This is a genomic window from Pseudomonadota bacterium, from assembly GCA_018817425.1.
GTDB lineage: Bacteria > Desulfobacterota > Desulfobacteria > Desulfobacterales > RPRI01 > RPRI01.
In genome coordinates, this window is the sequence record JAHITX010000007.1 from 1 (window position 1) to 15,817 (window position 15,817).

General features: G+C 38.2%; 13 protein-coding genes. 12 read left to right on the forward strand and 1 reads right to left on the reverse strand.

Annotated elements, in window-relative coordinates; all coding sequences use genetic code 11:
* From KKC46_01320 to KKC46_01375, 12 genes are all read left to right on the forward strand, one after another.
* Positions 1-198 (forward strand): hypothetical protein (locus KKC46_01320; GenBank protein ID MBU1052449.1); only part of this gene is annotated, 198 nt, incomplete at its 5' end.
* A 26-nt stretch (positions 199-224) separates the two neighbouring features.
* Entirely contained in the window at positions 225-527 is a 303-nt protein-coding gene (locus tag KKC46_01325; protein MBU1052450.1) for a hypothetical protein, read from the forward strand.
* Positions 528-543: 16 nt separating this feature from the next.
* Positions 544-1,827, forward strand: coding sequence for a sigma-54 dependent transcriptional regulator (locus KKC46_01330; protein MBU1052451.1), 1,284 nt, complete (start codon positions 544-546; stop codon positions 1,825-1,827).
* Positions 1,828-1,859: 32 nt separating this feature from the next.
* Positions 1,860-3,284 carry a hypothetical protein gene (locus tag KKC46_01335; protein MBU1052452.1) on the forward strand — a complete coding sequence of 475 codons (1,425 nt, stop codon included), beginning with the start codon at positions 1,860-1,862 and terminating at the stop codon, positions 3,282-3,284.
* Between the two features lie 202 nt (positions 3,285-3,486).
* Positions 3,487-4,833: an outer membrane beta-barrel domain-containing protein gene (locus tag KKC46_01340; GenBank protein ID MBU1052453.1), complete on the forward strand. Its 1,347-nt coding sequence runs from the start codon at positions 3,487-3,489 to the stop codon at positions 4,831-4,833.
* A gap of 209 nt (positions 4,834-5,042) precedes the next feature.
* Entirely contained in the window at positions 5,043-5,510 is a 468-nt protein-coding gene (gene ispF, locus KKC46_01345; protein ID MBU1052454.1) for a 2-C-methyl-D-erythritol 2,4-cyclodiphosphate synthase, read from the forward strand.
* A 106-nt stretch (positions 5,511-5,616) separates the two neighbouring features.
* Positions 5,617-7,059 (forward strand): cysteine--tRNA ligase, encoded by a 1,443-nt coding sequence (gene cysS, locus KKC46_01350; protein ID MBU1052455.1) that lies wholly within the window; start codon positions 5,617-5,619, stop codon positions 7,057-7,059.
* Positions 7,060-7,063: 4 nt separating this feature from the next.
* Complete coding sequence (uvrB, locus tag KKC46_01355; protein MBU1052456.1) at positions 7,064-9,058, forward strand: excinuclease ABC subunit UvrB; 1,995 nt, start codon at positions 7,064-7,066, stop codon at positions 9,056-9,058.
* A 6-nt stretch (positions 9,059-9,064) separates the two neighbouring features.
* Positions 9,065-10,900, forward strand: coding sequence for an excinuclease ABC subunit UvrC (gene uvrC, locus KKC46_01360; GenBank protein MBU1052457.1), 1,836 nt, complete (start codon positions 9,065-9,067; stop codon positions 10,898-10,900).
* 373 nt (positions 10,901-11,273) lie between these two features.
* Positions 11,274-12,593 (forward strand): (Fe-S)-binding protein, encoded by a 1,320-nt coding sequence (locus KKC46_01365; GenBank protein ID MBU1052458.1) that lies wholly within the window; start codon positions 11,274-11,276, stop codon positions 12,591-12,593.
* A 36-nt stretch (positions 12,594-12,629) separates the two neighbouring features.
* A complete protein-coding gene (locus KKC46_01370; protein ID MBU1052459.1) occupies positions 12,630-12,995 on the forward strand; it encodes a hypothetical protein in 366 nt (121 codons plus the stop codon).
* A 208-nt stretch (positions 12,996-13,203) separates the two neighbouring features.
* Positions 13,204-15,294, forward strand: coding sequence for a TonB-dependent receptor (locus tag KKC46_01375; protein MBU1052460.1), 2,091 nt, complete (start codon positions 13,204-13,206; stop codon positions 15,292-15,294).
* A 13-nt stretch (positions 15,295-15,307) separates the two neighbouring features.
* Here KKC46_01375 and KKC46_01380 read toward each other — a convergent pair whose 3' ends face one another.
* On the reverse strand, positions 15,308-15,796 hold the full coding sequence (locus KKC46_01380) for a hypothetical protein (protein ID MBU1052461.1): 489 nt from the start codon (positions 15,794-15,796) through the stop codon (positions 15,308-15,310).
* Positions 15,797-15,817 lie beyond the last annotated feature (21 nt).

The window sequence follows — 15,817 nt, forward strand, 5'->3', positions numbered from 1 at the left end:
CACAAACTGGCCCGGCTTGTTTATAGCATGCTTAAGAATGGGACTGAATACGTAGATAAAGGAGTAGAACATTATGAGATGCAATATAAACAGAGAATAATAAAAAACATGAAAAACCGAGCTAAACAATTTGGCCTGAAACTGGTGGAAGCAGCTGATGTGGCTGGGGCTGATATTGCTGTGCCATCAACAATTTAATTTAAAGTTTATTGGGAGAATATATAATGGCAGCGAATTTTAAAATCCAGGTTTTTAGAAACAGTGATAATGTTCATCTGAAATTATTCGGCGATTTCGATGGAAATTCAGCACATGAATTAATAAATTTCATTAGTAAGTTATGCTATACTAATAAGCTATTCGTACATACCAGTGCTTTAAAGCAGATCAACAATTTCGGGCTCGAGGTTTTCCGCAAAAGTCTTAATAGCCTGGATATACGTCCTGCTTCATGTTGGTTTACAGGAGATAAAGCAAACGATTTAATCCCCGAGAAAAATCCTTACTTCTTAATAGCATATCAATAGAAAGGAATTTCACACTATGAATTCGGCTTTACCGGCAAGAAAAAGAGAAAAGGAGAACAGTAAGATGAAACTTGCCTTTCAGTCCGGAGATAAAAATTCCATACCTGTCTTACTTTCCACAAATACCCCTCAGCGCACGGATATACACGGTTCGGTGTGCATGGTCACTGATCTTACGGAACAAAAGCGCAGGAAGATGGATAAGACACTGCAAAAAAAACATAACGAACTAAAACACCGAAAAGAGACGTGTACATTCGGGCTCAGGACAGCACTCTCTGAAATTAAAATGACGAAAGACCAACTTAAAACCAAGAATGTTTACTCCCGTCAAGAGAACAAAATGAAACATCGATTTGAGCATATTATCGGCCAAAGCGACGGCTTAAGTTATGTCCTCTATCGAGCGGAGCAGGTCGCCCCTGCGAACACAACGATCCTCATTCTCGGGGAAACAGGTACAGGAAAAGAGTTGATCGCTTCCGCCATCCATGACATGAGTTCCCGTAAGGAAAGGCCATTGATCACGGTCAACTGTGCCGCCCTGCCTTACAATTTAATAGAGAGCGAATTGTTTGGCAGGGAGAAGGGGGCATTTACCGGAGCCGATAACCGGCAGATAGGCCGGTTCGAGATCGCCGATGGCTCCACCCTTTGTCTCGATGAGATCGGGGAACTACCGTTGGAGATGCAGGCCAAGCTGCTCCGGGCGTTACAACATAACGAGTTTGAGCGCCTGGGCTCGTCTCATACTATCAAAGTCGATGTGCGCATCGTGGCAACGACCAATCGAAACCTTGAGGAAGATGTCTGCAAGGGCCGGTTTCGGAAGGACCTTTACTATCGGCTCAATGTCTTCCCTATCACTGTCCCTCCGTTACGGCAGCGAGCAGAAGACATCCCGCTTTTGGCCCATGCCTTCACAAAGCGATACTCAAGGAAACTGGGGAAACAGATCACGTCAATCCGGAAGAAGACGATGAAGGCGCTGCAGGATTACCCATGGCCCGGGAACGTCCGGGAACTGGAAAGTATCATTGAACGGGCCGTGATCCTGTGCCCAGGTCCGACGTTGCAACTGGCGGATAAACTGGAGATTTCATCCCACCCATTGTCATCTACCATGAGAACCCTGGAAGAGACGGTGCGAACCCAAATTCTTAAAATACTTTCCGAAACCAGATGGCGCATCAATGGAAAGGGCGGGGCCGCGATGATTTTGGGCCTCCACCCAAGCACTTTAAGAGCAAAGATGCATAAACTTGGCATACTGCGGCCTGAGATAAACGGACTTCATTAAGAGGCAATAAGAAATGAAAAGGAATTTTTATTATGAATTCGGCATTACCTGCAAGAAGAGATGAAGTATTTTTATTCAAAGATAATACTGACTATATCGAATATTGTCTTAATCTGGCTAAATACAATCTTTGTCAATTTGGATCGATATCTGAAATCAAGCAAAATGAAAATGATATCAACGTATATGAAAACCTGTATGCCCTTGAAGAATTGAAAGACGTCTGTATTCTGGATAAAAATTGCTTGACAGATGCCGACAGGGATAGAGCACTTAAATGTATTTTTGAAGGAAAATTATTTTCAGAACACGCTTTTGCCGGAGAAGCAACCAGACTTGGCCTTGGCACTAAATATCTGATCAATATTTCAAGAGATCTGTCTATTGATAAAATCGCAAAATTAATTTCCAGGGAAAAAGGCGTGACTATTTCTAAAGAAGAAGTCTTACTCCAATCAGGCTGCTATCCTGAAGGACTTCTGCCACTTTCCCTCGGGACAAGACATATGCTTCAATTTTCATTCGATATTGTCAAACTTGCAAAAAAGTATAATCATAACCCCAAAAAAGTACTTTCAAATCAAAAAATGCTTATAGTGCTTAACGAACTCAGCAGTAATCAAATCATTAATGAATTTATGGAAAACAAATTTTTTGGTTTTGATCAAGATAATATATTCTTTATGGTTCAGGAAGCATATCACGGCATCAATATTGTAAATGGCCGGTTTATATATGACGAAACTTCACCCAAACGGCTTCATAACCATGGCCAGCTGGCCATGCAGCAAACTATGGATTATCAGATCTTTATCATTAATAACAAAGGACAAAGGAGCTATCTTACAAGTGATGAAGTTGGAGAAACGCTAAAGCAAATGGATGATAAAATATCTTATAATGTAGAAGATTTAGGATACCTTATTGAATCAGCTGATCATGAAGCTTTGGCTCTGGCACTGAAAAAAGGGAAAGACGGATATAGAATGCTAATGGAAATTGTTAATAACAACTCCCATAATCCTCAAAAAGGAGGCATGGCAGCATTTGATAATAAACTCGGAAGAAATGTTATCATTGAGGGATTCCGTTTAAAAAGCATAAAAAATCATGAAATTAAATTTCTTAACAAGAACTTTAATCATTACCCAAAGCCTTATGAATCGTGGTTACTGCTTAAAGAATATGGCTTGAACATGCCTGTATCAATAAAAAACGGCTATATATATTATCAGCCTGTGCAAGGTGATATTAATTTTCTTGTCAAAACCGAATTTTTCAGAAGAAAAAAAATAAAGCCGATTAATGCCTGGAAATCTCCTTCATCAACTCCACTGGCAATAAAATTTATGCGCTTGCAGGACCTGCAAACAGGGTTCAAAAAATATTCCTCTTCACTGATAGGATCGTCAGAAAGATCTATGATTTCATCGTTTAAGTTAAAAGCTCATACTTAAATGTTCGAGCGGTTACATCTCACCAGTATAGGATTTATAGCCATAGTTTTCTTTGATGGATTTTATTTACTAAATCCATCAATATTCTATTTGCATTAATTTACTTATCTCTTATAATAAATTTATTAAGTAACAATTTGCGTTAATCTTTTAATTATACTTTAGTTAGTTACTTATAATATTGCTAAAAAGGAGGAACATAATGAAGAAAAGGGGTTTCACTCTGTGTATTACTATTTTTGCCGTGCTAAGTCTATTTACATCTTTAAGTATTGCCGCTGAACGACAAGGTGCATTTACACTTACACCAAATATCGGCGGTTATTTTTTTGAAGGAGATCAGAATCTAGAAGAAGGAATTACAACCGGTATAAATCTTGGTTACAGCATTAGCAAAAATGTGGCTGTGGAAGGATCATTTAATTATATTGATTCTGAGCTTAAAAACGATAATGGTACTGAAGTAAGTGGTTATCTTTATAAATTGGATGGTCTGTATAATATAACAAGCTTTGGCAAACTCGTTCCTTATCTTGCAGCTGGCGTTGGAGCAATTACAATTGATCCAACAAACGGAACGACAGACACCGATTTTTTAGCTAATTACGGAGCAGGTTTAAAATATTATCTTACAGATGATATAGCACTACGTGGAGATGTAAGGCACGTTCTTCCTTTCGGCAATTCACAAAATAATCTATTATGCACAGCAGGTTTATCGTTTTTATTTGGTGGAGAAAAAGAAACGCCTAAAGCAGATAGTGACGGTGATGGAGTATATGATTATCTGGATAAATGCCCTGATACTCCCAAAGGTGTAAGAGTTGATAAAGATGGCTGCCCGCCCGATAGCGATGGCGATGGAGTATATGATTATCTTGATAAATGCCCCGATACGCCTAAAGGTGTTGAAGTTGATGAAAACGGCTGCCCATTAGATACTGACGGTGACGGAGTATATGACTATCTGGATAAATGCCCCGATACCCCCAAAGATGTAAAAGTTGATGAAGATGGCTGCCCATTGGATACTGATGGTGACGGAGTATATGATTATCTTGACAAATGCCCCGATACCCCCAAAGGCGTAAAAGTTGATGAAAACGGTTGCCCACCTGAAGTATGCCCGCAGGATACGGATGGTGATGGCGTATTTGATCCTTCGGATAAATGCCCCAACACACCAAAAGCCGCTAAAGTAGATTCCAGAGGATGCTGGGTACTTGAAGGAGTATATTTTGATACGGCGAAATCGAACATATTGCCCCAATCTTTTCCGATTTTAGATAATGTAGTAGCCATTATTATAAATAATCCTGGTATGAAGTTTGAGATCCAGGGACATACCGATAATCGTGGATCTAAAACATTTAATCAGAAACTATCGAAAAACAGGGCTAAAGCAGTTTTAGAATATCTTGTAAAGAAAGGGGTAAATCGTTCAAAACTCACAGCCAAAGGATTTGGGTCTTTAGTTCCTGCTTCACCCAATGATACTGTAGAAGGAATGACAAAAAACCGCCGGGTTGAACTTAAACCTATTTTTTAACAAAAAAACAAAACAACCTTATTTAACCACAATAAAATAAGGTCAAATATTGAGGCCGGGCAGAAATACTGTCCGGCCTTATTATTTGACCACCACTATTTTTTGAGAAATGATATAAATACCGTTGTGGACAATTTGTTGAAAAACATTTATGATGCCTTGGCCGTGCTGGCATATAAATCCAAATTTATTTAAGGAGTTAATTTTAAATGCGTATTGGTATTGGTTATGACATTCATAAGCTGGCTCACCACCGAAAACTTATTCTCGGCGGAATATTAATCCCATTTGAAAAAGGACTGCTTGGTCATTCGGATGCTGATGTTGTGGTACATGCGGTTTGTGATGCTTTGTTAGGAGCTGCCGGTCTCGGTGATATTGGAATGCATTTTCCTGATTCAGATCCTGAGTATAAAGATATATGCAGTTTGAAACTTCTTGCAAAAACTTGTGCTATGTTAAAAAGTAAAGGGTATATTATAATAAATATTGATTTAACAGTTTTTGCCGAAAAGCCTAAACTATCTCCTTATAAAGCCGATATGGAAGCCGGCATAGCACTTACTGCAGGTATTGACAAAAAGCTTGTTAATGTCAAGGCAACAACTACGGAAGGACTCGGAGTCATTGGAAATGGAGAAGGTATTGCGGCTATGTGTACTGCTTTGATTGACTAATAATAATATTTTATCTATATGAAATGTTGATTAATGAAGGTAGAATCGTAATAAGTCGTTTTTAAGTTTTTATAAAGTTATAAATTATTTGTTTGATTGGAGAAAAATGTCCCTTCGTATATATAATACAATAGAAAAAAAGAAAATGCCCTTTGTGCCTGTTAAGCCGGGCAAGGTAACCATGTATGTATGCGGCCCTACAGTATATGATTCGTGTCATATAGGTCATGCAAGATCCGTAATAGTTTTTGATGTTATTTCAAAATATCTGAAGGTAGCAGGATTTGAGGTAACTTATGTAAGAAACTTTACCGATGTTGATGACAAGATCATAAACCGCGCTGTTCAGCTTGGTATTGATTCTCATGAAGTTGCCGAAAGATATATCAAGGAATTTTATGAAGACATGGATGCCTTAAATATTGAAAGGGCAACAATAGAACCTAAAGCAACTGAACATATAGACCATATAATAGCATTAATTGAAATATTGCTGAAAAAAGAGATAGCATACAGGATAAATGGGGATATATATTATTCAGTTGATAAGTTTAAAGATTACGGAAAACTTTCCGGTCGCAAGCTTGAAGATATGGAAGCAGGCGCAAGAGTAGAAATTGATGAAAGAAAGATAAATCCATTTGATTTTGCACTTTGGAAATCTCAAAAACCGGGAGAACCTTACTGGGAAAGCCCGTGGGGCAATGGAAGACCCGGCTGGCATATTGAATGTTCTGCAATGAGCAGCGCTTATCTTGGAGAAACCTTTGATATTCACGGAGGAGGTAAGGATCTTATTTTCCCCCATCATGAAAATGAAATCGCCCAGTCGGAAGGCGCTTATGATAAGCCCTTTGCGAAGTACTGGGTTCACAATGGTTTTGTAAATATAAACCATGAAAAGATGTCAAAATCTCTTGGCAACTTTCTTTTGATTAAAGATATGCTTAAATCATTTCATCCTGATTCCATCCGCCTCTTTCTTCTATCAAATCACTACAGAAGCCCGATAGATTTTAACGATAAAGCTATGGAAGAATCTGAAGCAGCGCTTGATAAAATCTACTCCACGATAAAGCGTGTTGGAGAACTTAAAGATATAAAAGAAAAAGATGCCGCCCATTATTTGGAAAATTACTGGGTAAAGTTTTGTGATGCAATGGATGACGATTTTAATACTGCAAAGGGCATAGGATACATGTTTGATGCCATTCGTCATGTAAACCGCCTGCTTGATGAAAACAGCAAGATTATACCTGATGAAATAAAGACGATAATCTCTTCAATTTATACTGACACCCGCAAAATGGCTGAAGTAATAGGCATACTTTCCGAACCTGCTGATATTTATTTTGATAAGAAAAAAAGCAAGCTACTAGAAAAAAAAGCTGTTGATCCGTCTTTAATCGATGCCCTGGTAAAAGAACGCTTTGAAGCAAGAAAAGCAAAAGACTGGCAAAAAGCAGACCAGATAAGGGATAAACTGGCCGGTATGGATATTACAGTTGAAGACAGGCCGGAAGGAAGCATATGGAAGTTTAACACCTAAACTTATGAACAGTTTCAAATTAATATCGGAATACACTCCCAAGGGTGATCAGCCCGAAGCAATAAAATTATTGAGTGCAGGCGTAGAATCAGAGGAAAAGCACCAGGTGCTTCTCGGTGTAACAGGTTCCGGTAAAACATTTACAATGGCAAATGTTATTGCAAACACCGGCAAACCAACTCTTGTGATTGCGCCTAACAAAACTCTTGCAGCCCAGTTATACAGCGAGTTTAAATTACTTTTTCCGGAAAACGCTGTTGAATATTTTGTAAGCTATTACGACTACTACCAGCCTGAGGCATATATTCCTTCCAGTGATACCTTCATCCAGAAAGACTCGTCCATTAATGACATGATAGATAAATTAAGGCATTCCGCAACTCGCTCGGTTCTCTCCAGAAGAGATGTGATAATTGTTGCGAGTGTATCATGCATATTCGGACTCGGCGCTCCCGAAGATTATCTTTCAATGAGAGTTTATATTGAAAAAAATATGGAACTCGACAGGGATAAATTTTTAAAAAATCTTATAGAAATGCACTATGAAAGAAATGATATAGATTTTTTCAGGGGAAGCTTCAGGGTAAGAGGCGACAGAGTGGAAATATTTCCTGCATACGAAGAAGACAAGGCAATCCGTATAAATTTCTTCGGTGATGATGTTGAAGATATATCAGAAATTGATCCACTTAAAGGATCAATTACAAAAAGTTTGAATAGTACTGCCATATTTCCGGCCAGTCATTATGTCACACAGAAAATGACTCTTCAAAGAGCTGTTGATACTATATTGTTTGAACTCAAAGAAAGAATAGAGTTTTTTAGAAATGAAAATAAATATATTGAAACACAAAGAATAGAAGAAAGAACCCATTTTGATATAGAAATGATGCAGGAAATCGGATACTGCAATGGAATAGAAAACTACTCACGGCATCTTACAGGAAGATCAGCCGGAGAAGCCCCCCCTACCCTTCTGGATTATTTCCCCAAAGATTACCTCTTGTTTATTGATGAAAGCCATATAACTGTTCCACAGCTGCATGGAATGTATAAAGGCGACAGATCCAGAAAAGAAACTCTTGTTAACTTCGGATTCAGGCTTCCATCCGCCCTTGATAACCGGCCTTTACGGTTTGATGAATTTGAATCGAGAATTTCTCAGGTAATATATGTTTCGGCAACACCGGCTGATTTTGAGTTTGAAAAGGCAAAAGGATCGGTTGCAGAGCTTATTGTAAGACCTACAGGGCTTTTAGATCCTCCTATACAAGTAAAAAGCGCAAAAAACCAGGTGGACGATCTATTTGAAGAAATCCTTGCAAGAATACAAAAAAATGAAAGAGTGCTGATAACCACTTTAACCAAGCGAATGGCTGAAGATTTAACCGAATACTATTCGGATCTGGGTATAAAAGTAAGCTACCTTCATTCTGATATCGGAACGCTTGAAAGAATGGAAATAATTCAGGATCTAAGAAAAGGCATATTCGATGTCCTTATCGGTATAAACCTGTTAAGAGAAGGACTCGATATTCCGGAAGTTTCTCTTGTAGCCATACTGGATGCGGATAAGGAAGGTTTTCTTCGTTCGGCAAGATCACTTATACAGACAAGCGGACGTGCGGCAAGAAATATAAACGGCAGTATAATAATGTATAGCGAAGTCATAACCAATTCAATGAAACAGGCCATTGGCGAGACAAAAAGGCGCAGAAAAATCCAGAAAGCATATAACAAAAAACACGGCATAACACCTTTAAGCATTGAAAAAGCAATTACACCATTGTTTCAATATTCATCCGAATCCGATAAATATGGTGCAGATAAAGTATCGGAAGTAATTTCAAAATATGAATCCACAAATAATATCGATGATATTATTTTCAGCCTTGAAAAAGAAATGAAAAAAGCGGCTTTCGAACTGGATTTTGAAAAGGCTGCCGAACTAAGAGATAATATCATGGCGATAAAGAAAAAGATGGTTTTTGAGTATTGATAAGTCATGCCAAATGTTTTATCGGAAAAATTATCAGAAGTTACAACAAGCCCCGGCGTTTATCTTATGAAAGATGCCGGTGGAGAAATAATTTATGTAGGAAAAGCCCTGAATTTAAAAAAACGGCTTGCTTCATATTTTGTTTCTTCCGATTCAAGCCGCCATCAGCAAATGGATTTAAAAACCGGAGTTCTGATAAAAAAAATCGCATCTTTTGATACAATAATCACAGGAACCGAAAAAGAAGCGCTGATTCTTGAATCAAACCTTATTAAAAAATATAAACCGCGCTACAATGTGATTTTAAAGGATGACAAACGCTATCCGTCTCTTCGGCTTGATATAAAAAGTAAATATCCGCATCTTACCGTTATCAGAAAACCCAAAACCGACAATGCTATATATTTCGGCCCTTTTTCTTCGGCTGGCGCGGTTCGACGGACATTAAAGCTTATCCACAAGACTTTTAAACTTAGAAAATGCACAACAAGCGCTTTTAAAAAAAGAGCCCGTCCATGCTTGAATTTCCAGATAGGAATGTGTTTTGGTCCATGCTGTAATGAAATAGATCAGTCAATGTATCAGGAAGCTGTAAAAGAAGTAATTCTTTTTTTAAAAGGAAGAACTCCTGCTCTTATTAAAGATATAAAAGATAAAATGCAAAAAGCTTCACAGGTACAGGATTATGAACTTGCGGCAGCATACCGGGATAAAATGTTTTCCATTCAAAAAACTCTTGAAAAACAGATAGCAGTAACAAACGATTTTATGGACAAAGATGTCTTTGCAACGGTAAGAGACAACGATCTTTCTGTAATTACCCTTTTGCCTGTCAGAAGCGGCTATTTACAGGATGCAAGGCACTTTAACTTTAAAGAAACCGTTATTTCCGATTCGGAAATGCTGGGTGGATTTATCAGACAGTATTACGAAAAGATAAATACTATTCCTGAAGAAGTAATAGTATCATCAGAAATGGATGATGCTACCTTGATTGAAGAATGGTTAAGCGAGCTTAAAGGAAATAGAGTCAGAATCTATGCACCCAAAAGAGGAGAGCGTTTTGAAATTGTAAAAATGGCGCTTTACAATGCACAAAATGAGCTTCAAAAAATAATATCTTCAATCACATCATCAACCGATCTTCTTGAACGGCTTCAAAAGCGGCTTGGAATGGAAAAAATACCAACAAGAATTGAGTGCTTTGACAACTCAAATATTTCGGGCACTAATCCTGTTTCAGCCATGGTTGCATTTGAAAATGCAAAACCGGCAAAGTCATTTTATAGAAAGTATTCCATAAAAACAGTAAAAGAACACAATGATTATGCCTATATGGCTGAAGCACTTAAAAGAAGATTCCGTATAAATAATGAAATAATCTATCCCGATCTTCTTATGATAGATGGCGGAAAAGGACATATTAGTATAGTGTCAAAAATATTAAGCGATATGAACTTGACCGGAAAATTTAAACTTATAGGAATTGCAAAAAAAGATGAAAGCAAAGGCGAAGCAGAAGATAAAATATATCTGCCCGGCAGATCCAATCCTGTTAACTTTGGAAGAGAAAGAGATCTTCTTTTTTTCTTGCAGAGGATAAGAGATGAGGCGCATCGTTTTGCAATATCGTTTCATAGAAAGCAAATCCGCAAAAAATTAATTCACTCCGCTCTTGATGACATAAATGGAATCGGTAAAAAGAAAAAAGAAATGCTTTTAAAACATTTCGGAAGCATAAAAAAAATCCGGGCAGCAGCAATAGAAGAATTAAGCGCTCTGCCCGGCATAACTGTTGAAATCGCAAAATGTATAAAAGAAGTTCTCAATACCGAAAAATGATATATAGAAATCTTTTATAGCATTGGCTTTATATCCCACATACTCCAGATACCATTAGGGCTTTGGCTACCTATCAGCCGATCGGGTGATTACTGTAACGATAACCCTGATATGATAGATACCATTGCTGATTTGCAATTCATCCTTTCCCTTATTTGCAATATTGCAATTATATCAAAATTTCTATCCCGATCCATATATAATATCTATTTAATTTTACTTCATATTTAAATTATTAATATTTCTTACGCTCCGGCATGGTTTATGCTAACCATTATAAAGAACTATAAGAATGGATTGTACATTATCAAATTATAATTATCGCTGATTTTGTATAGATACTCATAAAAGAGCGGAACAGGAGGAGGAATCGATGGCAGATGATGTCGTAAAGTTAGGCAGGAAAAAAGAATCCATATTTATTGACAAGGTTAAGGAAATTTTACCTGAAGGCGGTAATTTAAACCTTTGCCTAACCTGTGGCGCATGTTCTTCAGGATGTCCGGCTACAAGCTTAGATGGCATGGACCCACGTAAATTTTTGCGCATGGCCGCATTTGGTATGGATGAGGAAATTGGAAAATCAAATTGGCCATGGATGTGCACCATGTGTCAGCGTTGTGTCTATGTATGCCCCATGAAAATAGATATTCCTCAATTAATATATAATGCAAGAAAACTTCGGCCAAGAGAAGACCGGCCAAAAGGCATTATCGGCTCATGCGATATGGCATTAAGAAATGAAAGCACCAGCGCCATGGGTACATCCCCGGAAGACTTTATATTTGTTGTAGGAGATGTGCTGGAAGAATACCGGGAAGCCCAACCCGAGTTTGCTGATATGCAAGCTCCTATCGATAAAGAAGGGGCAGAATTCTTTTTGAATCAAAATTCGAGAGAACCGGTCACAGAACCGGATGAAATGGTCCCCTTATGGAAAATACTACATCTGGCAGGTGTAGACTGGACATACGGCAGCCATGGCTGGGCCGGTGAAAACTACTGTATGTTTCTTTCAGATGACGAGGCTTGGGAACATATTACACGTACCACTGTCAATCAGGCCAATAAATTGGGGTGTAAAACCTTTCTTAATACAGAGTGAGGCCACGTTACTTTCTCAGTCCGGGCCGGACTGAATAAATTCAATCTCGAACATAATTTTGTTGTCAAAAATATCTATGAATACTATGCAAAATGGATCAGAGAAGGAAAATTGAAGGTTAATTCCGACTGGAACAAAGACTTAAAAATAAAATTTACTGTACAAGATCCATGTCAGATTGTAAGAAAGAGCTATGGCGATCCCATTGCTGAGGATCTGAGGTTTGTGGTAAGATCCGTTGTAGGTGAGGAAAATTTTATTGATATGCAGCCTAACAGATCAAACAACTACTGCTGTGGCGGCGGCGGCGGATTCCTGCAATCGGGGTTTAAGGAGCAGCGTCTTCAGTACGGAAAGCTAAAAGATGACCAGATTAAGGCCACAGGAGCGGACTATTGTATAGCGGGATGCCATAACTGCCATGCCCAGATTCATGAACTAAGTGAACATTACGGCGGCAACTATCCTGTTGTACATTTGTGGACTCTAATTTGTCTTTCTTTGGGAATACTTGGGCCAAACGAGAGGGAATACCTGGGAGATGATCTGAAAGAAGTTAATGTATTCCATCCGGAAACAGCCATGTAGATAATAGGAAATTTAACACCTGACCAATACTTTACCATGGAAGATAATCTCACAATTAATGAATTGGAAAAACGCTGGGAAAATGTATTAATGGCAACCCAAAATGCCATTAATAATAATCCCGGCGTTTACCATAAACTAAAATCTCTGGCAAAAGAAATTGTCCTAAACACCTTAGATATCAGGGATTATTTAACAACCGCTAAAACACTTGCCGAGTTACTGAAGGCAATGGATCAAAATGGGCAAGAAAGTATTTTTGATCTGTTTAGTGATCGCGTTGTACCATCTAACATCTGGAAAGTCACTTTACTAAGGGTGGAGTGCCAGGATCTTTTGGATCACCTTAAGGCATTTGATAACTGGCGGATCAAAAAGCATCGCTTGCAAATTATTAAATAGCCCAGGTTTTGCTATTATTTTATGTTTTGCTTTCTGAACTTTTTATCAAACCTACTCTGTTTTTACCACATATCGTAATTCTCAAAATCATAGACCTCCATTCTTCAAGTTTTAGTGATATATACCGATATAAACATAATGATAGGTATAATATTGTATTTAGCCCCTGCAACATAAAGATTTTCTTAGGAGTTGGTGGAGTTATAGTGTGATTTATAACACTAACAAAAATAATTATTTTCTTAATAAATGTCTCCGACACACTTTTTTGGCAACCATGCCGGTTGCGGCAATATTGTTTTGGATCTTGCTCCATATAATCATAACTCCTGATTGCTGGGCAAGCGACAGCAAATATACCCAAAAACCAGGTTTTGATCTTACTGAATTGACTCTTGAAGAACTCATGAATGTGGAAATCACAGTAACTTCAGTAGCAAAAAAGCCTCAAAAACTATTCGAAGCTCCTTCCGCAGTATTTACCATTACAACAGAAGATATAAGACGCTCCGGGGCTACAAATATCCCTGAAATCCTGCGAATGGTTCCTGGGCTTCAAGTTTCAAGAATCAATACGAATAAATGGGCTATTACAGCCAGAGGCTTTAATGGCCGCTTTGCCACCAAGCTTCTTGTTCTCATCGACGGTCGTACAGTATATTCCCCCTTATTTTCAGGAGTCTATTGGGATATACAAGATACCTTAATAGAAGACATTGACCGGATCGAAGTAATACGTGGCCCTGGAGGAAGCCTTTGGGGAGCTAATGCGGTAAACGGTGTTATCAACATCATAACCAAAAAGGCAAAAGATACCCAGGGGAAATTATTGACAGCCGGGATCGGAACAGAGGAGAGTGCATTTACAGGAATTCGATACGGTGGAAATCTTTCCGATAAAAGCTATTACAGGGCCTATGCTAAATACTTTAATAAAGACGATGCCATTGATTCTGCGGGTGATCCTTCCAATGACGGCTGGTATGCCTATCGGGCAGGATTTCGCATAGATTCCAATTTATCGAATTCTAACACGCTGACATTTCTTGGAGATATGTATGACGCAAAAGCGGGAGAGCTTCTCAAAGTACCTCAATTAAATCCCCCTTTCACCCAAACTGTAGAAGATGATTCCAATATGACAGGAGCTAATATTCTTGCGCGCTGGCAACACTCTTTTGCCAATGATTCCGATTTGCAAATGCAGATATACTATGACCGTACAGACCGTAATAATTTAAGATTAAAAGAAAAAAGAGATACGTTTGATTTCGACTTTCAGAACCGGTTGGTTTTAAATCAAATGCATGAAATCGTTTGGGGATTGGGATATCGGTTAACCTATGATGAACTTAGTGATACCTTCTTTTTTTCATTTGATCCGGAAAAATCGACTAATCAATTATACAGCGGCTTTTTACAAGATTCTATCACACTTTTAAAAGATTGCCTTATACTTACTTTGGGAACTAAATTTGAGCACAATGACTATACAGGCTTTGAGCTTCAGCCCAGCGCCAAAATAGCATGGACAGCTTATGCGAAGCATTCACTGTGGGCATCAATATCAAGAGCAGTAAGAACTCCTGATCGCATAGAACATGACAGCCGTCACAATCCTGTTGTTATACCCGGCAGTACTCCTATCTTATTGAGCGTCTTCGGTAATGACGATCTCAAACATGAAGAAGTAATTGCCTATGAACTTGGATATCGCACTCAACCAAAAAACAACTTAAGTTTTGATATTGCTTTATTTTATAATGATTACAAAAATCTTAGAACTTTTGAAACAGACACGCCCTATTTTGAGAGTTCCCCCGCACCGGCACACCTTGTACTTCCTAATACAATAGATAATTTGATGCATGGCAAAACCTATGGAGTAGAAATTGCTTCAGATTACAGAATCCTGGATTGGTGGCGCCTTCAGGGAGCTTATACGTATCTAAGTATGGATTTAACTCCGAATGCCAAAAGTAATGATACACGATCTGAAGGAGCAGAGGATCAAAGTCCCATACACCAATTTTCCTTAAGATCAACAATGGACATTTCAAACAATGTAGAGCTTGATTTTTGGACACGTTACGTCGATGATCTTTCAGGCCTTAATGTCGGCAGCTATTTAACTTTAGATCTGCGTATTGGATGGAAGATATTAAATAACTTAGAACTGTCGATTGTTGGCCAGAATCTGTTTGATTACAGCCATAGTGAATGGGGAACCGACCGTGATAATCACTCTCCATCCGAGGTTGAGCGCGGAGTTTACACAAAAATAACCTGGCAATTTTAAGAATAATCAGGCGTTACATTCCAAGTAATACTATTTGCCCATAGGAATATTTAATTTTCTCTCCATCATTTGAATTAATTGTAATTCTTGCATGTTTTGTTACCAAAATATAGATAGAGCCGTATACCTTTTTAGCAAAGTAACTAACTTTTATTCCTGGCGTAGCACCCATTTTCGCATGATTTTTATCCTTATATGGCTTTAATTCACCATTCGGCCATTTGCGGAAACCTTTCTTTTGGTACTCATATATTTCAAATCCTTGTTCATCAAGATCCTTCAGGGCATCAGACAATTTCATACCTGGTGGAAAATACCTCTGCACAACTTCGGTCACATTATCTCTTTCTTTTGAATCTATCCGCTCAGGCATCATAAATAAAGCATCCATATCTTTGATAAGCGGGATTTCAGAGTTACAAGCCTGAAGCAAGCATATAAATATTATGAGCCCAATTGTTCGGAGAAGTACTTTATTTCTAATTTTATACTTTCGCTTCATATGTTGTTACCCTTATTGTTC

Excerpts from the sequence above, each read along its gene's own strand:
- KKC46_01340 (MBU1052453.1), top strand. The coding sequence starts at position 3,487 with ATGAAGAAAAGGGGTTTCACTCTGTGTATTACTATTTTTGCCGTGCTA.
- KKC46_01370 (MBU1052459.1), top strand. The coding sequence starts at position 12,630 with ATGGAAGATAATCTCACAATTAATGAATTGGAAAAACGCTGGGAAAAT.
- uvrB (MBU1052456.1), top strand. The coding sequence starts at position 7,064 with ATGAACAGTTTCAAATTAATATCGGAATACACTCCCAAGGGTGATCAG.
- ispF (MBU1052454.1), top strand. The coding sequence starts at position 5,043 with ATGCGTATTGGTATTGGTTATGACATTCATAAGCTGGCTCACCACCGA.
- uvrC (MBU1052457.1), top strand. The coding sequence starts at position 9,065 with ATGCCAAATGTTTTATCGGAAAAATTATCAGAAGTTACAACAAGCCCC.
- KKC46_01380 (MBU1052461.1), bottom strand. The coding sequence starts at position 15,796 with ATGAAGCGAAAGTATAAAATTAGAAATAAAGTACTTCTCCGAACAATT.
- KKC46_01335 (MBU1052452.1), top strand. The coding sequence starts at position 1,860 with ATGAATTCGGCATTACCTGCAAGAAGAGATGAAGTATTTTTATTCAAA.
- KKC46_01330 (MBU1052451.1), top strand. The coding sequence starts at position 544 with ATGAATTCGGCTTTACCGGCAAGAAAAAGAGAAAAGGAGAACAGTAAG.
- KKC46_01325 (MBU1052450.1), top strand. The coding sequence starts at position 225 with ATGGCAGCGAATTTTAAAATCCAGGTTTTTAGAAACAGTGATAATGTT.
- cysS (MBU1052455.1), top strand. The coding sequence starts at position 5,617 with ATGTCCCTTCGTATATATAATACAATAGAAAAAAAGAAAATGCCCTTT.